General features: G+C 69.2%; 19 protein-coding genes. 8 read left to right on the top strand and 11 right to left on the bottom strand.

Going from position 1 to position 19,640, the window contains the following annotated elements:
* The first annotated feature begins 81 nt into the window (after positions 1 to 81).
* Complete coding sequence (locus tag AB0J16_RS56915; RefSeq protein WP_358556957.1) at positions 82 to 2,070, top strand: zinc ribbon domain-containing protein; 1,989 nt, start codon at positions 82 to 84, stop codon at positions 2,068 to 2,070.
* Between the two features lie 24 nt (positions 2,071 to 2,094).
* On the opposite strand, the gene AB0J16_RS56910 is transcribed toward AB0J16_RS56915, so the two are convergent.
* From AB0J16_RS56910 to AB0J16_RS56890, 5 genes are all read right to left on the bottom strand, one after another.
* On the bottom strand, positions 2,095 to 3,381 hold the full coding sequence (locus AB0J16_RS56910) for an MFS transporter (RefSeq protein WP_358556954.1): 1,287 nt from the start codon (positions 3,379 to 3,381) through the stop codon (positions 2,095 to 2,097).
* A 456-nt stretch (positions 3,382 to 3,837) separates the two neighbouring features.
* Complete coding sequence (locus AB0J16_RS56905; RefSeq protein WP_358556951.1) at positions 3,838 to 4,461, bottom strand: response regulator transcription factor; 624 nt, start codon at positions 4,459 to 4,461, stop codon at positions 3,838 to 3,840.
* A gap of 301 nt (positions 4,462 to 4,762) precedes the next feature.
* Complete coding sequence (locus tag AB0J16_RS56900) at positions 4,763 to 5,338, bottom strand: histidine kinase dimerization/phosphoacceptor domain-containing protein (protein WP_358556948.1); 576 nt, start codon at positions 5,336 to 5,338, stop codon at positions 4,763 to 4,765.
* A gap of 47 nt (positions 5,339 to 5,385) precedes the next feature.
* Positions 5,386 to 6,054, bottom strand: a complete 669-nt coding sequence (locus AB0J16_RS56895; RefSeq protein WP_358556945.1) for a histidine phosphatase family protein — start codon at positions 6,052 to 6,054, stop codon at positions 5,386 to 5,388.
* A gap of 132 nt (positions 6,055 to 6,186) precedes the next feature.
* Positions 6,187 to 7,503 carry a PEP/pyruvate-binding domain-containing protein gene (locus tag AB0J16_RS56890; RefSeq protein WP_358556942.1) on the bottom strand — a complete coding sequence of 439 codons (1,317 nt, stop codon included), beginning with the start codon at positions 7,501 to 7,503 and terminating at the stop codon, positions 6,187 to 6,189.
* A gap of 59 nt (positions 7,504 to 7,562) precedes the next feature.
* Between AB0J16_RS56890 and AB0J16_RS56885 the strand changes: the two genes are divergently transcribed.
* The 3 genes from AB0J16_RS56885 to AB0J16_RS56875 all read left to right on the top strand — a co-directional run bounded on the left by AB0J16_RS56885 (position 7,563) and on the right by AB0J16_RS56875 (position 9,906).
* Positions 7,563 to 7,958: a DNA-binding protein gene (locus AB0J16_RS56885; protein WP_358556939.1), complete on the top strand. Its 396-nt coding sequence runs from the start codon at positions 7,563 to 7,565 to the stop codon at positions 7,956 to 7,958.
* A complete protein-coding gene (locus AB0J16_RS56880) occupies positions 7,955 to 8,590 on the top strand; it encodes a transcriptional regulator (RefSeq protein ID WP_358556937.1) in 636 nt (211 codons plus the stop codon). Before AB0J16_RS56885 ends, AB0J16_RS56880 begins: the two co-directional genes overlap by 4 nt.
* Positions 8,591 to 8,910: 320 nt before the next feature.
* Positions 8,911 to 9,906 (top strand): hypothetical protein, encoded by a 996-nt coding sequence (locus AB0J16_RS56875; protein WP_358556934.1) that lies wholly within the window; start codon positions 8,911 to 8,913, stop codon positions 9,904 to 9,906.
* Here the strand turns inward: AB0J16_RS56875 and AB0J16_RS56870 are convergent.
* Together AB0J16_RS56870 and AB0J16_RS56865 are read right to left on the bottom strand one after the other, a co-directional pair.
* Positions 9,890 to 10,840 (bottom strand): PfkB family carbohydrate kinase, encoded by a 951-nt coding sequence (locus tag AB0J16_RS56870; RefSeq protein WP_358556931.1) that lies wholly within the window; start codon positions 10,838 to 10,840, stop codon positions 9,890 to 9,892. The two genes, AB0J16_RS56875 and AB0J16_RS56870, sit on opposite strands and share 17 nt — an antisense overlap.
* Positions 10,837 to 11,862, bottom strand: a complete 1,026-nt coding sequence (locus AB0J16_RS56865) for a LacI family DNA-binding transcriptional regulator (protein ID WP_358556928.1) — start codon at positions 11,860 to 11,862, stop codon at positions 10,837 to 10,839. The genes AB0J16_RS56870 and AB0J16_RS56865 overlap by 4 nt, the downstream gene beginning before the upstream one ends.
* 352 nt (positions 11,863 to 12,214) lie before the next feature.
* Between AB0J16_RS56865 and AB0J16_RS56860 the strand changes: the two genes are divergently transcribed.
* Positions 12,215 to 13,495: an ATP-binding cassette domain-containing protein gene (locus tag AB0J16_RS56860; RefSeq protein WP_358556925.1), complete on the top strand. Its 1,281-nt coding sequence runs from the start codon at positions 12,215 to 12,217 to the stop codon at positions 13,493 to 13,495.
* Positions 13,496 to 13,847: 352 nt separating this feature from the next.
* Positions 13,848 to 13,985 (top strand): hypothetical protein, encoded by a 138-nt coding sequence (locus AB0J16_RS56855; protein ID WP_358556922.1) that lies wholly within the window; start codon positions 13,848 to 13,850, stop codon positions 13,983 to 13,985.
* 66 nt (positions 13,986 to 14,051) lie between these two features.
* Here the strand turns inward: AB0J16_RS56855 and AB0J16_RS56850 are convergent, their stop codons facing one another.
* From AB0J16_RS56850 to AB0J16_RS56840, 3 genes are all read right to left on the bottom strand, one after another.
* Positions 14,052 to 14,552 (bottom strand): hypothetical protein, encoded by a 501-nt coding sequence (locus AB0J16_RS56850; RefSeq protein WP_358556920.1) that lies wholly within the window; start codon positions 14,550 to 14,552, stop codon positions 14,052 to 14,054.
* Between the two features lie 585 nt (positions 14,553 to 15,137).
* Complete coding sequence (locus AB0J16_RS56845) at positions 15,138 to 15,638, bottom strand: hypothetical protein (protein ID WP_358556917.1); 501 nt, start codon at positions 15,636 to 15,638, stop codon at positions 15,138 to 15,140.
* A gap of 65 nt (positions 15,639 to 15,703) precedes the next feature.
* Positions 15,704 to 15,976: a hypothetical protein gene (locus tag AB0J16_RS56840; RefSeq protein ID WP_358556914.1), complete on the bottom strand. Its 273-nt coding sequence runs from the start codon at positions 15,974 to 15,976 to the stop codon at positions 15,704 to 15,706.
* A 235-nt stretch (positions 15,977 to 16,211) separates the two neighbouring features.
* Here AB0J16_RS56840 and AB0J16_RS56835 point away from each other — a divergent pair, with 235 nt between their 5' ends.
* Together AB0J16_RS56835 and AB0J16_RS56830 are read left to right on the top strand one after the other, a co-directional pair.
* Entirely contained in the window at positions 16,212 to 16,835 is a 624-nt protein-coding gene (locus AB0J16_RS56835) for an NAD(P)H-dependent oxidoreductase (protein WP_358556911.1), read from the top strand.
* 340 nt (positions 16,836 to 17,175) lie between these two features.
* The gene (locus tag AB0J16_RS56830; RefSeq protein ID WP_358556908.1) at positions 17,176 to 17,802 is read left to right on the top strand and encodes an NTF2-like N-terminal transpeptidase domain-containing protein; all 627 of its coding nucleotides are present in this window, start codon (positions 17,176 to 17,178) and stop codon (positions 17,800 to 17,802) included.
* 203 nt (positions 17,803 to 18,005) lie between these two features.
* Here the strand turns inward: AB0J16_RS56830 and AB0J16_RS56825 are convergent, their stop codons facing one another.
* Positions 18,006 to 19,547: a sulfatase-like hydrolase/transferase gene (locus tag AB0J16_RS56825; protein WP_358556905.1), complete on the bottom strand. Its 1,542-nt coding sequence runs from the start codon at positions 19,545 to 19,547 to the stop codon at positions 18,006 to 18,008.
* Positions 19,548 to 19,640: the final 93 nt, after the last annotated feature.

The following is a 19,640-nucleotide window of genomic DNA, read 5'->3' as shown; positions in this document are numbered from 1 at the left end:
GGCGGGTGCAGGTTGGGCTCCAGGTCGTGCGGTGCACGCGTCGATGCCGCCTGGTCACCCGTGAGCTGAGGGGGGCGGTGGGTGAGTAAGCTCACCGCGACGGCCTCCTGCACCGCTTACGCGGCGGTGGTGGAGGCGACTGGTGAGGTCGTCGCGCAGGCGCTGCTGGTGCGGCGGGTGGCCTGGCTGAGCGGCCTGGCGCGCGATGTGACCGCCCGTTTGGTGGTGGCCCGGTGGAATCTGGCTGATCTGGATGGGCTGACCGGCGGGGTTGGGTTGGACGGGCGGGTGTTGCCGTCGAAGGGCTGGATGGCGCTGCGCAGGCTCGGCTGGGGTGTGAGCCCGCCCTCGGGCGTGTACGTCTGTGATCGGGTGCTGCGGTGCGCCCAGGAGCAGGCCGCCCGCCTGTTGCGGCTGGCCTTGCACCGGCGCCGTCTGGTGGCGGCGATCGTGGCCACCTGGCCGCAGGATACGGGTGCACGCACCGGCGCCGAGTGGGAGGCGCTGCGTGCGCTGCTGCCGGACGGGGTGACGGCGGCCGACATCCGCAACCGCACCCGGCAGGTTCGCGCCTACCTCGACGCGCATGGCGCGTTCCCGGCCGATCTGACCGAACTGGAGGAGCCGCCGAACGTTGCGGCGCAGGTCGTGCTGGCGGCGGCCGACCGGCAACTGCTCACCCTGGAGCGCACCGGCCACCACAGTGCCCGGCTGCGGGTGCGGCTTCCCCTGGTCGAATTCCCCGCGTCCGCCAGGGACTGGGCGTGGCATGTGCTGCCAGTCGCGCTGCCGCCGACGGTGCCGGCTGAGGCGGCGTTGTGCGCCCCTACCGTGCGGGTGGTCAAGGGGCGGGTGCGCGTCGATCTGCCGTTCCAGATCCCGGTCGGCTTCGCGCCCGCTACCGGCCATCGGGTCGGGTGCGGGTTCGACTGGGGCCTCAACGGGCTACTGACCGGCGTGGCAGCGGAGTTGGCCGATGACCGGGTGATCAGTGATGGGCGGCCGTTCGTCTACGACGCGAGCGGTGTGTCGGCCAAGCTGCACCGGCTGCGGGCCGAGCGTGAACACCTGGCCGCCAAGATAAAGCATCAACAACGACTCCTGGCCTGGATGACCGTCGCCGATCCCCGCCGCGCCACGTTGAGCGCGGCCTGCCGGGCTCTCGGGGTCGAGCATGAGCGGCTGTGCGCCCGTATCCGCAACCTGAACAAGGCACTGACCTGGTCGGCGGCGCGGTGGGCGGTCGACCAGGCCACCGCCGCAGGGGCGACGGTCATCTATCTGGAGGACCTGGCCACCCTGGAGGCGCGCGGACGCCGGGCCAGGGCGAACGCGCGCCTGTCGGGGCAGGTGCGCGGCCGGATCGTGCAGGCGATCCGACATCTGGCGGCCAAGGACGCCATCGCGGTGGTCACGGTCGCGGCGCGTGGGACTTCCCGGTACTGCCCCCGGTGCGGGGATGGCACGTCGGTGCTCCAGCATTGCCCGGCCCCGGATCGGCTCGGCGAGCGGGGCTGGAGGTGGGCCTACTGCCCGGCCTGCGGCCTGTCCTGTGATCGGGACTGGGCAGCGGCCGAGCGGATCGTCTCCCGCGGCCTGCTCGGCCAACACACCACCCGCACCCACCGTTCCGCCGGGGCGCGCACCATCCACGCCATCGTGGAAGGCAACGTCGCCCGCGCCCGATCAACACGCAGGCCCACCCGGGCGGCCCGCCGCGCCCGCCGCACCCGAACAGACCTGCACCCCCGCCCGGCAGCACGCGACAGAGCCAAAAACCGTCCCACCCCGAAACGGCCCACCCGCACCCAGGCCAGCCCACGCAACAACCCGATGACCTCCAGCCGTGTGCCCGACCGGCGCACGGTGCCCGCCCCACCGCCCACCGGCGGTGGACAGCGTCCGGCGGGCCATGCACCCCAGCCGGGACGGCACCAGCCGTACCGGACAGGGCATGCCAGGAATTCTCACCATCGGACCGGCTTCCACCACGCCAAAGCCACCCCCGTGCTCACGCTCATCGAGCACGGGAACAGCCCAGGCCAGGCCACGCCCGTCCGAGTTGCCTGATTCCTTCAGGGAACCACAGAGAATTCAAGACGCTCGATTAGTGCTGTACGAGGCGGGATCGGAGATATCGACCTTTGACCGATCGGGCAGCGCGTACGTCGCGATCAAGCCGATCACCGCACCGATGATCATGAACACGGAGATGGCCTGCCAGCCGTAGTCGTGCAGCAGCCAGGTGGCGATCAGCGGTGCCGGTCCACCCGCGATGACGGAGGCCAGCTGGTATCCCAGCCCGGCGCCCCCGTACCGCAGACTGGTCGGGAAGCTCTCCGCGATGAGCGCCGCCTGCGGACCGTACTCCATCGAGTGCTGGAGCTGCGTGACCATCATCGTGACCAGGATGACGACGGCGATGCCGGTGTTGAGCAGCGCGTAGTAGGGGAAGGCGATCACCGCCAGCAGCGCGGCCCCGATGAGGTAGAGCCTGCGGCGGCCTATTCGATCGCTGAGATGTCCGAAGTACGGGATCGCGAAGAGCTCGACGGCCGCCGCGGCGCTGACGGCGGCGAAGGCGAACGTTCGCGACATCCCGATGGTCGGGGACGTGATGTAGGTGATCACGAATGTCGTATAGAGGTAGAACGGCATCTGCTCCGGGATGCGCAGGAGCGCGCTGAGCACGACCTCCTTCGGGTGCCTCTTGAGCACCTCGACCACCGGCAGCTTGGCCACCTGCCTGGTCTCGAGGAGCTTGGCGAACAGCGGCGTCTCCATGACCCGCAACCGCACCCAGAGGCCGATGGCGACCAGCACCAGGCTCGCCAGGAACGGAATCCGCCAGCCCCAGTCCTTGAACGAGTCGCCGGCCGCGAGAGCCACCAGCGACATCGCGCCGGTGCCGAGTATGAGGCCGATGGGCACGCCGACCTGCGGCCAGCTGGCCATCAGGCCGCGCCTGCGCTGATTGCCCCACTCCATCGACAGCAGCACCGAGCCACTCCACTCGCCGCCGACCGCGATCCCTTGCAGGATGCGCAGGGTGACGAGCAGGATCGGCGCGATCACGCCGATCGTGGCGGTGCCGGGCAGCACGCCGATGAGCGCGCTGGAGACGCCCATCATGACAAGGGTGATGATGAGCGTGGCCTTACGCCCGATGCGGTCGCCCCAGTGCCCGAAGATCGCCGCGCCGACCGGCCGGGCGGCGAACCCGACCGCGTACGTGGCGAAGGACGCCAGAACACCCGCATAGGGGGTGGACTTGGGGAAGAAGACGTCGGCGAACACGGTCGCCGCGGCCGTGCCATAGAGAAAGAAGTCATACCACTCGATGGCCGTACCGACGACGCTCGCCGTCGCCGCTCTTCTCACCTGGGATTGGTGCTCCGCCGCTGGTAACCCGTGATCGTGCGTCACCCGCGCCTCCTCAGCCCGGACCGGGACTCCCAGTGTGATCCGGCTCACACGTCACCCGGTTTGCGCCATGCGTACCCGGCTTGCGGGGGGCGAACACTGGATTTGTCAGATCGTTAGCGACAAATGGTGTCTTTCTGAAGTCGGACGCCGTCTGTTACGGTCTCGTCGCCGCCGCTCCAGACCCTCATGGCGGCGACGACCGAGTGCCACGCGTACCTGGAATGGACTGGTCCCGCTCGATCCCCGGCATGGGGTGGACCGTGGCGCACATGGCCGACACGCTCCTGTGGTACGCCACGGACCTGGCCGCCGGAGCGCGGGAACTGAGCACCATGGACCTCGCGGTACGCCCGTGGGCTCCGGGAGCGAGCCGGGGCCTGGGAGACCCTGCTGTGGGCCAACGGCCGAGCCTCAGGCGATCCCCGAGTTCCAAGCCCAGGCCGCGATCCCGACCCGGTTGGCCGCTCCCACCTTGCGCTGGATGTTGGCCACATGCGTCTTCGCCGTGCCGGCGCTGATGGACAACTCGGCGGCGATCTCACCATTCGTACGCCCATGCGCGACCAGGCGCGCGACCTCCACCTCGCGCTCCGTGAGCGGCTCCCCCGGCGGCTCCGGCCGGGCGGCGCGGAGGTGGCGCAACAGCCGCACGGTGACCTGGGGGCTGATGAGCGTGTCCCCGGCCATGGCGGCACGTATCGCCTCGACGAGCAGCGTCGGTCCCGACCGTTTCAGCAGAAACCCGCAAGCGCCGTTGCGTAGTGCGGTGTGCACGTAGTCATCGAGGTCGAACGTGGTCGCCACGATCACCCGCGTCTCCCGCGCGAGCACCCTGGTGACCTCAAGCCCGTCGAGCTTGGGCATGCGGATGTCGGCCAGCACGACGTCGGGCTTGAGATGCCGGGCGAGCCCCACCGCCGCCTGCCCGTCAGCCGCCTCCCCCACGACCGTCATATCGGGCTGGGAGTCGAGAATGAGCCGGAACCCGATCCGTACGTCATCTTGATCGTCCGCGACGAGAACCCGAGTCGTCACGCCACCGCCCCCACCAGCCGAGCGCCCTCAGACCGCCCACCCATCACGCGCATGTCCCCCCACCTTCCAGCCGGACGCACGTCACCCCAGCTACCGGCTGGCCGTACGTCATCCCAAGCTTCCACCCTCGTCATGTGTCATCTCACCCTTCCACCCGTGGCACGCTCACGTGTACCGCACCTCTGCGCGGGATCGGGTCGTCCACCAGCGCGTTCTCGGCGATCTCGACTGACCCGGTGCCGGTGTGCCCTGGGAAGTGTCGCCTCAGGGAGTGATCCGGCACATGACCGGCGTCAGGTTTCTAACACGTCAGGGCCTGCTGGCCGCCCTCCTCGATGCGCCGCAGGGCGTCCTCGATCCGCGGCGGCAGCTCTGGAGCGAGCCGGGCGGCCTGGGCCTGTACGAGCATGCCGCTGACATCGTGCGCCACGAAATCGTGCAGGTCACGCGCCAGAGCGAGCCGCTGATCCCGTACGGCCTGCGCCACCGCCCGACGCCGGTTGCCGTCGAGCGAACGCAGGTAGAGCCCGGCCGTGGCGACCCCGACCGCCCCCAGCGACCAGCCCGCGCAACCGGCCAGGATCAGCGAGGGCGGGCCGGGCCAGACCATTCTCAGCAAGATGGTCGAAACCGCGAGACCGGGTACGAGGGCTGCGAGAGGCGCGCGGCGGGCCGCGAGCATCGTCAGCACGAGCAGTGCCGGCACCTCGATCAGCAGCCAGAACGTGCCGTCTCCACGGGTACCGGTCAGCGGATGGTAGGCGGTGATCGCCAGGGAGACCGCTCCCCCGCCCACGGCCGAGTACGCGGGAGGGACGCGCGGCCTGAACGCCACCACCAGCGCACACAACTGGACCACCGCACCGATGAGGTTCACGTTCTCGACCCTAGAGCGCCTCGGCCGTACGGACAGCAGGAGCTACCTCACGGCCTGATGCTTTCGGGGAACCCGGTCCAGCGCAGGCCGGTCGGGAGGTGACTCATGTCGTTGAACATCACGAGCGTGGGCGGCAGGCGGTCGCGGTACTCGATGACCGTCAGCGCGGTGTTGGCGCTGTTCAGTCCGAGCCACCGGGATGGCGGCGCGTCCAGCGCGTGTCGCACCAGCCACGCGATCGGATAGGCGTGCGTCACCAGGACCTCGTGTGTGTCGCGCTGGGTCCCTTCGGGGGTCGTCTCAGTGCCTTTGGCGGTCGTCTCAGTGGCTTTGGCGGTCGTCTCAGTGGCCCTCTCGGGGACCTTCGCGAACCGGGCGACCAGGGCCTCGGCCAGCCTCTGGCCCGAGGCTGCCTCTGCTTCGTCGTAGCCGTCGAAGAAGCCGACCCAGGACGGAGGCGTTTCGGCCGGACTGGGGACGTAGGGCACGTGGTCGATGAGTTCGGCGGCCTCGGCCACGGGCACGTTCGGTAGATGCCGGGCGAGTTCGTGGGCGCTCGCCACGGCGCGTGGCAGCGGAGAGTGCCACACGGCGTCGACCGGTACGCCGGCGAGCCGCTCGCCCAGCAGGCCCGCCTGCTGGTTCCCGATGCCGGTGAGCTCCCCGAACGCGTTGGCCGCGCCGTGGCGCGCCAGGTAGAGGTGTCGCGTTGCCATCAGTAGTCAGGGGCGCGGTGCCCGTGCGGGCCCGCTTCCCATCTCCTTCGATTTCGATCCGTAGGTGTGGGTTCGGTGACGGGATGCCTGGGTGGGGTCGGCTCTTGGTCTGACAGAGACCGGCGTGATCAGTCACGCGGGTGCCGCCGTGACGGTGCCGTTGGTGCCATCGAGGGTGATGACGGTGTCGTCGTGGAGCGTGCTCGTCGCGTTCGGGATGCCGAGGACGGCGGGGATGGCGTGCTCACGAGCGACGATCGCGGCGTGGGAGAGCACGCCTCCGGTCTCGGTGATGACACCGGCGGCGACGCGCAGCAGCGGTGTCCAAGCGGGGTCGGTGAAGGGGCAGACGAGGATGTCGCCCGGGCGCACGCGGGCGAAGTCGCCGGGGCCGCGAACGATTCTCGCGGCGCCGGTTACGATCCCGTGGCTGCCCGGTGTTCCGGTGAGCGTGCCAGATACGGTCCCGTGGCCGCCGGGGGCTCCGGGGGGCGTGGCGGCTGGGGCTCCGGTGAGTGCGGTCGTTGGGGTTCCGGTGAGTGCGGTGGCTGGGGTGTGCGAGGCGCTGGAAGGCGAGGTCGGCGGTGGGGGTGCGGCCGTGACCGGGCGTGCTTGCAGGATCCAGACGCGGCCGTCGACGATCGCCCACTCGATGTCCTGTGGCCCACCCCGTACGGCGGCGATGTCTTCGCCCAGCTTGGCCAGTTGCGTGGCGGTCGCGTCGTCGATCGTCGGCTGGTTCCGGGTACCAGCAGGCACGTCGCTCATGACGAGCCGTGTGCCGTACCGGTCAAGGCGGGTCCGTTTGTCCGCGACGGTACGGGTGACCGACGCGTCCTCGGCGACGCGGTAGGCGTCAGGGGTGACCGTGCCTCCGACGACGCTGGGGCCGAGCCCCCAGGACGCCTCGATCTGGGTCGCGTCGTCCGGGCCCGCGGGCGTGAACATGACCCCGGAGACCTCGGCATCCACATGGCGTTGGACGAGGACGGCCATCACAAGATCGTCGGACGGCTGGTCGTCGCGCCGGTAGTCGATGGCCCGGGGAGAGAACAACGAGGCCCAGCAGGCGCGTACGGCATCGGCGACCTCACCGGCTCCACGCACGGCGAGAAAGCTCTCGTACTGACCGGCCGCCGATGCCTGGCCGGTGTCCTCATTCGCCGCCGACGATCTGACCGCCACGGGCGGGTCGCCGAGCTCGTCGAGCGCGCGGCGCAGCGCATCGACCACGGTGGCGTGGACCGGGCGGGACTCAAGCATCTGCCGCGCCACGTCCGGCTCGCCGGCGAGCCGCCCGAGGTCCAGGTCGCGGATGGCGGCGTGGTACGCGGCGTAGGAGACGACGAAGCCGTCAGGAACCGGCAGACCCGCGCGGAGCAACGTGCCGAGTGCGCCGGCCTTACCTCCGCAGGTATCGGCGGCAGCCTCCATGAGGGGTACGATCATCCATCCTTACCCTTCAACAAATGATTGACAACGTTTTGTTGATTGTGCAGGATAAGTGCATGCCACGCAAGCAGGACATCGCTCACAACACGCAGACCGATCACGTACAGGCCCGCCGCGAGGCGGACGCGCGTGAGCGTCTCCTGGACCTGGGCGCGGATGAGCTCGACGCCCGTCCATGGCGACCCTCGCCCGCCCCGCTGTCGGCGGTCGACCTCGTGCAGTTCGCCGTCTGGCGCAACGCCGATTTGGGCCCGGAGGACATCCTGAGCGCGCTCGCCCTCCTGCCCGCCGCACGCGCCGAGGTGGAAGGACTCGAAGCCGGGCTGCTGTTCACGGCCCGGAGCGCGGGACTGACCTGGGCACAGATGGCGCAGGCGATGGGGTTCAACTCGCCGCAGGCGTGCCAGCAGCATTACACCCGCCTGGCAGGACGATCGGACGCCGACTCATGACACGGGACTCCGCGACCGACCTCCTGGTCCTGCACTCCGTACGCATCACCGGGTTCGCGGACACCCCGGTGATCGCTTATCGGTACGGGCTCGACGCGGCCGAGACGAAAGAGGTGCTGCACGACGCCGAGGCACGTGGGTGGGTCGAGCACACCGCCTTCGCCGGAAGCGGGGGTTGGTCGTTGACCGAAACGGGCCGAGCCGAGAACGAGCGCCTGCTCGCGGCCGAGCTCGCCCGCGTCGGCGGTGCCGACGAGGTCCGTGGCGCCTACCGCGAGTTCCTCCCACTGAACGCCCTCCTGCTACGAGCCTGTACCGACTGGCAGCTCCGGCCCACCGCCGGCGATCGGCTCGCCGTCAACGACCACTCCGATCCCGTCTGGGACGCCCGGATCCTCGACGAGCTCACCGGCATCGACCGCGCGCTCCTGCCACTCGCGGACCGGCTCCGGGGCGTACTCACCCGGTTCCGCGGATACGACACGCGATTCGGCGCGGCCCTGGCGCGCGCCCGAGCCGGGCAGGGCGCCTGGGTCGACCGCACCGATGTCGACTCCTGCCATCGTGTCTGGTTCGAGCTCCATGAAGACCTCATCGCCACGCTCGGCATCGACCGCCACGCGGAAGCCTGAAGCGCCCCGAGTTGGAGAAGGAGACCGCGGCGTGCGGGTGTACCACTGCGACGGTAGTGTGAGCGCCGCTCCTTTTGGCCCGTGCCCACGGAGATCACCCAGGACGGACGCGCACAGGAGGCATGGTGGGTCTGCGACTGGCAGCTGTCACCCTGGCGATGGTGGCATTGGCCGGATGTTCGGTCGTTTCGGCTAACGGCCGCGACCCCGGCCCGACGGATCGCGTTGCCTCCAAACCCAGCCCGAGTGATCGCGTCACATCCAGCCCCGGCTCCAGCGGCAGTACCCCGGTTGCGACGCGCCCCGAGGGTCGCTGGCGGGTGGTCTACCGGCAGAAGGGGCTGGACTACGGTGCCGACTTCCTGGACATCGCGGCCACGGGCGCGGCCGACGCGTGGGCGGTCGGTGAGCGGACGTTCGGCACCGACGGCCACGAGGCGTTGCTGGTCCGCTGGGATGGCGAGCGCTGGCGACGGCTGACGAAGGAACTGCCGAAGGCAGCCCGATACGTCACGCTCACCAAGGTAGACGCCTCAGACCCCGGCAACGTGTGGGTGATCGCCGAGGACAAGGAGGGCGGTGAGTCCGGGCTGCTGCACTTCGACGGGCGGCGCTGGTCGTTCATCCCCGATCCGGTGATCACCTCTGAGGGGGATACCGCGAGCCCGTCCGAGGTGGTCGCGCTGGGTGGGGGGCAGGTGTGGGCGCTCGGTGACGGGTGGGCGCGGCACTTCGACGGGCAGCGCTGGACCAGCCAGGCGATCCCCATCACGACGTACGCGGCCGTCGCCGTGTCGCCGCAGGACATCTGGGCGGTCGGCGAGGTGGACCCGCTGCCGGACGACGGCTACGTGCAGTCGGAGCCGGCCGTCGCGCGCTTCGACGGGCGCGCCTGGCGACGCGTACCACTGCCCTCACCGTCGGAGCCCTCGCCGTCGCCGTCCGGCTCGGTCGACTCGCGGGTCTCGGCGGTGCTGGCCGTGGCCGCCGATGACGTGTGGGCCGTGGGCGGCTACGAGACGTCGGACGGCGCGTTCCGGCCTCTGTCCTACCGGTGGAACGGCACGGCCTGGCGGGCGGTCGCCATCGACGGCGGGCAGTTGACCGGGATCGCCCGCGACAGCGGTGGCGTGGTGTGGGTCGCCTCCCGGAGGTCCGTCGCCGAGGATGCGAAGGACGCGTACCGACTGCTGGCCGAAGCGGGCGGACGGTGGTCGCGGGTCACGCCTCCCGCCCCGGTGACCGCGATGACCGCGCTCCCCGGCGGGAAGCCGCTGTGGGCGATCGGCCAGGACGCGATCACGGAGTATCGCTAGGGCTCGGCTCCTTCGCGCGGCTCGGTGGAGTGGGCTCGGTGACCCCGTCCTGGCTGATCACCCGGCTCAGCAGGGTGGGCTCGGTGATCGGGGACTCGTGGGTGCCGAGGACGGTGCAGGCGTGGGCTCCGGCGGTGGCGCCGAGCCGTACGCGCTGCTCCAGGGGTAGTCCGCGCAGAGTGCCGTACAGGAAGCCAGAGACGAACGCGTCGCCCGCGCCGTTGCTGTCGGCGACCGGACCGGGCAGAGGCGCGGCCGGGAAGGCGCGCAGCGGCGCGTCGCGGGTGAGGACCAGGCAGCCGTCGGCGCCGCGCGTGCAGACGACCGTGTGGGCACGGCCGCGTTCGATGATGGCGGCCATGGTGGCGGCCGGGTCGGCGAGCGCGGCCGCCGAGAGGAAGACGAGGTCGGAGCGGTAGGCGAAGTCCTCGTGGTAGTCGTCGACGCCGTTCCAGTCGTGCAGGTCCGTGGAGACGGGCATGTCCAGGTCCGGGAACACATGGCGGCAGAAGTCGGTGATCGACACGTGCGCGTGCCGCGCGCGGACGCCCTTGTAGAGGTGGCTCGGGAGCCGCTCGCCGGGCGTGGCCCTGGGGTCGAACAGCGAGGTGCGGCGGCCGTCCGGATCGACCAGCAGGACGCTGCGCCGGGTGCCCGCCCGCGCCGGCGCCCAGATGAAGTCGAGGCCGCGCAGCGCGTGGCGGATCAGCGCGCCCTGCGGGTCGTCGCCGATCAGGTCGGCGAACGTGACGTCGAGCCCGAGCGCCGCGCAGCCGAGCGCGACACCGGCGCCGGTGTTGCCGATCCGGTCGAGGACGGGCGGTACGGAGTAGGTGTCCTCGTACGGGAGGGGCAGCGCGGGCACGTACACGGTGGTGTCGACCCCGGCGCCGCCGAAAACCAGGACATCGCGTATGGGCACGGACGGTGTCATCGGTTCACCAGCGGGCCGGAGCCCGTGGAGCCGCGGACCACCAGCTCGGGCTGGAAGACGAGCTCCACGTGCTTGGCGGGCGCCCCGTTGACCTCTTCGAGCAAAGTCTGTACCGCGGCCGTGGCCATCGCGCCGATCGGCTTGCGTACGGTGGTCAGTGGCGGATCCGTGAACGCGATCAGCGGCGAGTCGTCGAAGCCGACCACCGACACCTCGCCCGGCACGGCCAGCCCCTTCTCGCGGCAGGCGCGGATCGCGCCCAGCGCCATCAGGTCGCTGGCGCACACGATGCCGGTGCAGCCGCGCGACAGGAGCTGCATGGCCGCCGCCTGCCCGCCCTCGACGGAGAACAGCGAGTGCGCGATCAGCTCGTCGACGGCGCTGGTGCCGAGGAGCTGGGCCATGGCCTGCCGGTAGCCCTCGATCTTCCTGATCACGGGTACGAACCTGCGCGGCCCCAGCGCCAGCCCGATCCGCTCGTGTCCGAGGTCCACGAGATGCTGTACGGCCAGCCGCGCGGCGAGCCGGTCGTCGGGCGAGATGAACGGCGCGTCGATGTGCTCGCTGTAGCCGTCGACCAGCACGATCGGCAGCCCGCGGTCGGTGAGCCTGGTGTAACGGTCCATCCGCGCGGTGGTGTCGGCGTGCAGACCCGACACGAACACGATGCCGCTCACCCCACGGTCGACCAGCAGTTCGGTGAACTCGTCCTCGGGCGCGCCGCCCGGCAGTTGCGTGCAGAGCACGGGCGTGTAGCCGTGCTGGGTCAGCGCCTTCTCGATGGACTGGGCGAACGCCGGGAAGATCGGATTGTCCAGCTCGGGGGTGACCAGGCCGACGAGCCCGTTGCTGCGCTGCCGCAGCCGGGGCGGCCGTTCGTAGCCCATGAGGTCGAGCGCGGTCATCACGGCCTGGCGGGTGGCGGCGGAGACGCCGGGCTTGCCGTTGAGCACCCGGCTGACCGTGGCCTCGCTCACCCCGGCCTGGGCGGCGATGTCGGCGAGGCGCGCGTGACCGGTCATGCGCGCCACTGTACTTTCCCCCGGGCCGCCGGATGTGACGCGCGCGGGGCGTAGGAGGCGGCGAAGCCGCGCCTGTACACGGAGTACGTCACAGCCTCGCGCCACCCCTGATCATGCTCCGCAGCCCCTAAGACGGTCCCGACAATGAAAGCTCTTGCCGCAATTTCCCGCAAGCCCTTCCAAGTCACGATTTTTCCGGATGATTCCGCCATCGGATGCCCAAAACCCCTAGCCGAAACCCGATTGGGCAGAGATCTTTTATGACAAGGGTGGACATGTAGCGTTAAGGCGCGATGTACTACCCCTTCAATCAGCCCCGTCACAGGTGACACGTGCGCAAGGTGTTGGGCCCATGAGCTCGGTCGTTCTCGACAAAGTGACCAAGGTGTACCCGGGTGGCTACCTGGCGGTAGACCGACTGAGCCTGAAGGCCGAAAATGGCGAGTTCCTCGTTCTGCTCGGCCCCTCCGGCTGTGGCAAGTCCACGCTGCTGCGGATGATCGCGGGCCTCGAGGAGATCACCGAGGGGGACCTCTGGCTGGACGGCCAGCTGGCCAACCACCTGGCGCCACGTGATCGCGATGTCGCCATGGTGTTCCAGAACGGCGCCCTCTACCCGCACAGGACCGTACGCGGCAACATCGCCTTCCCCCTGGAGATCGCCAAGTCGGACCCGGCACAGGTACGCGAGCGCGTCACCGAGCTGAGCAAGGCGCTGCACATCGACGACACGCTGGAGCGCCGCCCTGGCACCCTATCCGGCGGCCAGCGCCAGCGCGTCGCGATGGGACGGGCGATCGTCCGCCAGCCCAAGCTGTTCCTCATGGACGAGCCGCTGTCCAACCTCGACGCCGGCATGCGCACCGAGCTGCGCATGGAGATCTCCGCCCTGGTCAGATCGCTGAACGTCACCACCATCTACGTGACGCACGACCAGGTCGAGGCGCTCACGCTGGCCGACCGGATCGCCATACTCAACCGTGGCGTCCTGCAGGATGTCGGCACTCCGGCGCAGATCTACAACGACCCGGCGACGGCGTTCGTGGCGGCCTTCCTCAACTCCCAGCAGCTGAACCTCCTGGCCGCGACCGTGCGCACGCCGCAGAACCAGTACGTCATGCTCGACTTCGGCCCGCACCGGCTGACGCTCCCGTGGAGCGATCCCCGCGCCTACGCCATCTCCCAGCACACCGGCGGCCAGGTGCTGGTCGGCCTGCGCCCCGACGGGCTGGCGCCGGTGCCCGAGTCGTACGAGGGGCCGTCGTTCTTCGGCCGGGTGCGGGCGCTGGAGTACCACGGCCACGAGTGGCTGGCCTACATCGAGTGCGGCGTCCCTGCCGTACCGGTGCCCGAGCCGCCGGACCGGCGTGTCCAGGTCAACGGTCGCAAGGACCGCTCCGCCGGACTCGGCGGGCTGGTCCGCCGGATGTTCTCCCAACCCGAGGAGCGGGAGGAACAGGAAAAAGTCGGACAGAACGCCGGCAGCGGCATCCACCGCCGCTCCGACATCATCGTCCGGCTGGGCGGCCGCCCGGTCTGGCGCGCCGGCGAGCCCGCCAAGGTGGCCATCGACCAGAACCGCCTCATGATCTTCACCCCGGACGGCGCCCGCATCGACCCACCCCGCCGTTGACCGCGGCGGCGCGATCTTCGGCGGCTACTGCGCCATCTGGGCCGCCTTCATCGTGATCACCGCTTTCGGGTTCCAGCACCGCACCAGACCGTCGGGGGATCGAACACGACGCCCAAGCCTGGCTTACCCAACTTGGTGACCCCGAGGAGGGGCGGCGCCCTCCTCCGTGCGGTGGAGATCGTCCACGGTCGGCAGGATCCCGGCCACCAGCACGCGGAGCGCGGCCGGCGCCTGCTCGGGCGCCGGCAGCCCCTGCTATCGAATCTCGTCTCCCCCTCCCCTGACACCTCGGCGAGGCTGTCGCGGACCATCGCCACCGAACGTTCGAGCACGGCCGGCGGCAGGCGACGCGGTGATCTCGATCGTGCAGTGGGAGTCGGACGAGGCGTTCGCCGCGTCGCTGGCCGCGATACAGGAGGTGGCACTCGATCTGGCCTATGACCAGCGTGAGACACGGCCTCGCGAGATCGTCCAGGTCGTGGCCGCCTGATCGGGAGGAGCAAACAGCGGAGGGCCGACCCATGGGCCGGCCCTCCGTGTTCGAGCCCTTGGCTTCCTAGCAGGCGCCCTTCACGTCAGGCAACAGGCACCCGGTGTCGAACGTGCCCGGGATCGACGCCGTGACGCCATTCGTGTCATCGGTGATCTTAACGCTCGTGTAGGTCACCTGCGCGATCTCCAGGCTCTGTCCAGGCGGACAGGAGAAGGTCCCCGCCGACGGCGGGAGGATCGCGAGCGAGGCCGTCACCTGACCGTTCCTGCCAGAGCTGAACGTGCCGGTCGCGGTCACCTCGCCGGAATTGACTTGCTTGTTCTGGGCGCTGGGATTCTTCCCGCCCCGGTTGACGCAGACGTACGTGGCCGTCGAGGTCGCACTCGCGACGTAGTCGATGCTCTGGTTGGTGCCGAGTCCGGCTTCCTTGAACGAGACGATCAAGTTCGTACCGCCCAGCTGGGCGCTGGCTGAAACGAAGTGCGGGCTTACAGCCTGCGCGGGCAGTGCCGCCGCGACAAGCAGGGCCAGCGGCGTAGAAACGAGGATCGAGAGTCGCTTCATGAGAACTCCTCAGGCGTTGCTCTACACTGAATTCGGGATTTTGGCATTTGCTGACATGAGGTGCAGGGAAGAGTCGCTGTTCGGCAGAAGCGCGAATTGCGTGCCGATCAGACCGAAACGCCAACAATGTCGTTCGACCTGAGCAAGTTCAGTTTCCTTTCGGGGGTATCAATTCCGACGTGTTGGAAATTGTCCACTTCGATCAGAAACGCTCGTTCCGGTCACCCATTGCGGACGTTCGACATCGCCTTGATTTCCTCGCCACCAGGACTGCAAACGGAGATGATGCACACTTGCCACTCCGCTTGTCATTTAATTGAAATGCTCACCCAGCCGCCCTACTTCGGCCACTAATATACTCTCTGCGCCGCTAAATATAATAATGTAAGCCATATTGTCCTATATAACCGGCGCGTCCACTGCGCCGCCCTCTATCCCGGCTGGTACGCCTAGGCCTGAACCCGCTCGACGTGAGCGACTACGCAAGGGTCGCGGGGCTCGACACCTATCTCGGATAGTTGTCCGCTATCAAGCAGCGGAGGACCGGCCCACAGGCCGGTCCTCCGCGTTCGAACCCTTGGCTCCCTAGCAGGCACCCTTCACTTCAGGCAACAGGCACCCAGCGCCGAACGTGCCTGGGATCGACGCCGTGACACCATTCGTGTCATCGGCGATCTCCACCTCCTTATAGGTCACCCGCGCGATCTCCAGGCTCTGTCCAGGCGGACAGGAGAAGCCCTCCGGCGACGGCGGGAGGATCGCGAGCGAGGCCGTCACCTGGCCGTTCCTGCCAGAGCTGAATGTGCCGGTCGCGGTCACCTCGCCGGAATTGACTTGCTTGTTCTGGGCGCTGGGATTCCTCGCGCCCCGGTTGACGCAGACGTACGTGGCCGCCGCGCTCGCCCTCGCGGCATAGTCGATGCTCTCGTTGGTGCCGAGTCCGGCTTCCTTGAACGAGACGATCAAGTTCGTACCGCCCAGCTGGGCGACGGCTGAAACGAAGTGCGGGCTTACAGCCTGCGCGGGCAGTGCCGCCGCGACAAGCAGGGCCAGCGGCGTAGAAACGAGGATCGAGAGTCGCTTCATGAGAACTCCTCAGGCGGGCCGGTAGGGCTATGGACGCTGCAGAGGGCGCGCTGCGTACGCGCCGATCAGGAAATGCCACGAAGGGGCGGCAAGAGAGGAGTGCGGGTTCCGAAAGTGCGGCGGATCAGGCGCGAATGAGCACCGCTGTGTACGCGCTCGGGACATGTGCAACCCCCGCCGTTGTCGCGTTCATTGGTACTCAGCATCGCGCTGGTTTCCGGATTGTCCACTTCGATCGGAAACGCCCACTCCGGCCACCCATTGCCAATGCGCGGCATCGCCTTGATTTCCTCGCCATCAGAACTGCAAACGGAGATGATCCACTCTTGCCATTCCACTTATCACTTAATTGAAATGCCCAGCGCGCCGGGCTCATTCCGCCACGCGATGGCCGGGAAAGCCGACGGTGGTTGCCGAATCGTTTCCGAGCCGACCCCATGGGGGCCCCTCCAAGATCTACGGTTCCAGGGAGGCCGCCCTAGCCCACACGGACCGAGCGCCCGCAGTTGACCAACCGGACCGTGGTCCGTATTGTCTTCCCATAAGCGGACCACAGTCCGGAAGGGGACAACCATGAGCCGTTTGCTGCACATTTCCGCCTCCCCCAGAGGAGCGGAGTCGATCTCGCTCGCCATCGCCTCGACCTTCGCCGAGGAGTACCTCGCCACACATCCCGGAGGGCGGGTCGACCACTTCGATCTGTGGGACGGGAGTTTGCCGGAGTTCGGGCCCCCTGCGGCGAAGGCCAAGATGACCGTGTTCGGAGGGGGTGTGCCGGTAGGAGAGGAGGCGGTGGCCTGGGAGGCGGCTGTGCGGACGTTCGAGCGGTTCGATGCCTATGATCGGTATCTGTTCAGCGTGCCCATGTGGAACATGGGCGTGCCGTACAAGCTCAAACAGTTCATCGACGTGGTCAGCCAGCCGGGCATGGTGTTCGGGGTGGATCCGGAGACCGGCTACCAGCACCTGCTGAGCAGGAAGCGGGCCGCTGTCGTCTACACCAGCTCGGTCTGGGGACCGGGGATCGGGGCCGAGTTCGGGAGTGACTTCCAGTCGACGTTCTTCGACGGGTGGTTGCGCTGGGCCGGGATCGACGACGTCCAGGAGATCCGCCACCATCCGACGTTGACCGGGTCTTATGAGGATGAGCGGAAGCAGGCCGACGAGCGGGCCCGCGAGGTCGCCAGGCGCTTCTAGCGAATCCGCTGTTGTTACGGCCTAAGGGCGGCAGGAACCCGTGGAGTAGGCCGCGTCGGCGAAGACCTCCACGGGGTTGTCATCACCTGCCAGCAGGGCACTGGCAACGACACCCTCATGATGGACGGCAGCGGAGCTGGGCCGCAGGCTCACCGTGGCTAACAGCGTGGCGGGCCTTCCCCGACTCCAGCTGCCGCGCGCCTTCCGCCGCGAAACCGGCGTCACTCCGCGCGGCATCTGGCCAGGAGCCTTGAAGCCGTCTGGCGATAAGTGCGGGTCTCGTGCACATGCTGCGACTCGGGCGGCCACAGCCGTATCTCGCCAGTACAGTTGACCAACAATGTCCGCATTTTCTCGATATTGGCGCCGGCCAAGGATCACCATCGCTCTAGCCCTGGCTACCGTCCTCGGTCTAGGCGCCGCCGTCTACCTGTCGATGCGCACCGAAGGCTCGCCCCAGCAGACGGTGACCGCGTTCCTGACGGCCTGGCAACGCGGCGACCTGCGCGCCATGAAAGCCCAGGTACTGGAACCGCCTCGCGACTTCGACGGCATCTATGACGCCTTCACCAGGGGCTCCCAGGCCAAGAAGATCACCATCCGGCAGACCCGCGTCCGTCCCGAGTCCAACCGGAATTTCGGACAGGCCGCCGCCTATGACGCCACGTTCTCCGTCACTCTCGACGGGCCGGTCCCCTACTCCTACGACGGGCACCTCGAAGTCATCGATTTCGACCGCGCGTGGAAAATTCACTGGACCCCAACGGCGATCCACCCCGACCTGCAGGAGGTCGGTTCCAGCGAGATACGGCAGGTCCGCGTCGTCCCCCAGCCCGATGGTTCCTCCCACCTGGTCCTGCTAGAGACGCGAGCCGAGGGAGCACAGGGAGGATCCCTCTTCGCCGACGAAGGCCTCATACTGGTCGCAACCCTGGCCGACTCGGCCCAACCAGGGGTCACCGGCTAGAAGACCACTGAGATCAGGCGGTTCGGCTCCGCTGCTTGCGCGGTGGGGGTCGGTGGCGCGCTTGGGTCTGGGACTAGCGGTTGGAGTCGGTGCTGGTCTCGATGGTGTTGCCACTACGGGCAAGCCCACTCCAATCAGCCGACCCGGCGAAGCGTGTTCGGGAAGTCAGCCCGAGCGCAGCGAGGCCCTAGAGGGGGCGGGCGTCAGCCCGCCTGGGAGGACGTCCGGAGCGACGCGGAGGTCCTTGGGGCCGATCGCGGGCTTCCCGCCTGGCCGGGCGCCGGTAGGTTGACCGCCGGCCGGCGGGGGTCGCGGTTCGGGGGCAGGACGTCCGTGGTGGCGGCGAGCCAGGACAGGATGGCGGTGCGCATCCTGTCCTCCACGGCCGCGTGGCGCGGGGAGCCGCTGAGGTTCCGGGTCTCGTCCGGGTCGGCGCGGCGGTCGTACAGTTCAGGTCCTTCGTAGAGCCGCCACACGTAGGTCCAGTCGCGGTCACGGGCGGCGAACGCCTTGCCGGCCAGGCGCGGGTTCTCGTGCTGGAGCTCGCCCTTGAGGTCGTACGGGAAGGCCCCGCGCTCCATCCGCGGCTCCTCCTCGGCCAGGAACCCGCCCTCGGTGAAGGCGTACGCCCGGTGCTCGGCGTCCGGATCGTCGAACAGCGGCCGCAGGCTGCGCCCGTAGTGGCTGTGGGTGGCGCGGATCCCGGCGAGGTCGAGCAGGGTGGGGAAGACGTCGACGAGTTCGACGAGGGCGTCGCTGGTGCGGCCCGCGGGCACCGGGCCGCCGCTGAGGATCAGGGGGTCGCGGGTGACGCAGGCGTGCATGGCCGACGGCCACTTCTCGATGACGCCGAAGTCGCCCAGGTACTCCCCGTGGTCGGAGAAGAAGGCGAACACGGTGTCCTCGGCCGCGCCCGTCGCGGCGACGGCGGCGCGCACGCGCCCGACGTGATCGTCCAGCCGGGAGACCATGCCGTGGTAGACGGCGGCGACCTCCTGCCAGATCTCGGGAGTGGCGCGGGCGAGTCCGTGCTTGTCCCGGATCGCCGAGAGGTAAGCCGGCGCGTTCCCGGACGGAGGCGGGACCGGCGCGGGCTGTGCGGCGCGGTCGTACAGGGAGAACCACGGCTGCGGCACCTCGAAGGGGCAGTGCGGTGCCAGCAGGGGCACGAACAGCAGCCACGGTTGTTCGTGGGCGTCGCTCAGCCACGACTCCGCGGTCCGCACGGCCGCCTCGTCGAAGCCGACCGCGTCGTCCAGGACCTCGCCGCCGTAGAAGAGCCGGTCCCAGAGCGGGTCGTCGGCCCCGACCCCGGTGATCTCGGGGCGGCGGCGCCCGCGCTCGTACGGCTCGCCTCCCCAATGTGACCCGGCGGGCGGCCGCGTGAAGCCGTGCTCGTCCGCGCTGAGCTCGGTCGCGCCCGGCGCGAACGTGTCGCCCCGGTCGCCCGCCCAGACCACCCGGTAGCCCTGGTCGCGAAACGTGCGCAGGAAGTTCGGTTCCTCCGGCCGCAGGAGCGCGTCGAGGGTCCGGTGACCGGCCGTGTGCGGGTACCAGCTGGTGAGGAACGACGCCCGGCTCGGCGAGCACACCGGGTGCTGGACGAACGCGTTCGTGAACGTCATCCCGTCGGCGGCGAGCGCGTCGAGGTGCGGGGTACGGGCGCGCTCGGCGCCGAACGCGCCCACCGCGTCGGCCCTGAGCTGGTCGGCGACGATCACGACGACGTTGGGTGAGCGGGCCACGAGTCCTCCGGAGGGGTTGCCATGACGCCGGTGCGGCTGTTGTATGTCCGTGACGTTACCTACCTAATACTCGGTAGGTAAAGGACCTCGCCG

The sequence above is a fragment of the Nonomuraea sp. NPDC049750 genome, assembly GCF_040659625.1.
Lineage (GTDB): Bacteria > Actinomycetota > Actinomycetes > Streptosporangiales > Streptosporangiaceae > Nonomuraea.
This window is presented reverse-complemented; position numbering and strand designations above follow the sequence as displayed.

Bases quoted from the DNA above. Each gene is read 5' to 3' on its own strand.
- AB0J16_RS56865 (WP_358556928.1), bottom strand. From the start codon at position 11,862: ATGACCGGTCACGCGCGCCTCGCCGACATCGCCGCCCAGGCCGGGGTG.
- AB0J16_RS56885 (WP_358556939.1), top strand. From the start codon at position 7,563: ATGCCACGCAAGCAGGACATCGCTCACAACACGCAGACCGATCACGTA.
- AB0J16_RS56860 (WP_358556925.1), top strand. From the start codon at position 12,215: ATGAGCTCGGTCGTTCTCGACAAAGTGACCAAGGTGTACCCGGGTGGC.
- AB0J16_RS56880 (WP_358556937.1), top strand. From the start codon at position 7,955: ATGACACGGGACTCCGCGACCGACCTCCTGGTCCTGCACTCCGTACGC.
- AB0J16_RS56870 (WP_358556931.1), bottom strand. From the start codon at position 10,840: ATGACACCGTCCGTGCCCATACGCGATGTCCTGGTTTTCGGCGGCGCC.
- AB0J16_RS56845 (WP_358556917.1), bottom strand. From the start codon at position 15,638: ATGAAGCGACTCTCGATCCTCGTTTCTACGCCGCTGGCCCTGCTTGTC.
- AB0J16_RS56890 (WP_358556942.1), bottom strand. From the start codon at position 7,503: ATGATCGTACCCCTCATGGAGGCTGCCGCCGATACCTGCGGAGGTAAG.
- AB0J16_RS56850 (WP_358556920.1), bottom strand. From the start codon at position 14,552: ATGAAGCGACTCTCGATCCTCGTTTCTACGCCGCTGGCCCTGCTTGTC.
- AB0J16_RS56835 (WP_358556911.1), top strand. From the start codon at position 16,212: ATGAGCCGTTTGCTGCACATTTCCGCCTCCCCCAGAGGAGCGGAGTCG.
- AB0J16_RS56830 (WP_358556908.1), top strand. From the start codon at position 17,176: ATGTCCGCATTTTCTCGATATTGGCGCCGGCCAAGGATCACCATCGCT.
- AB0J16_RS56895 (WP_358556945.1), bottom strand. From the start codon at position 6,054: ATGGCAACGCGACACCTCTACCTGGCGCGCCACGGCGCGGCCAACGCG.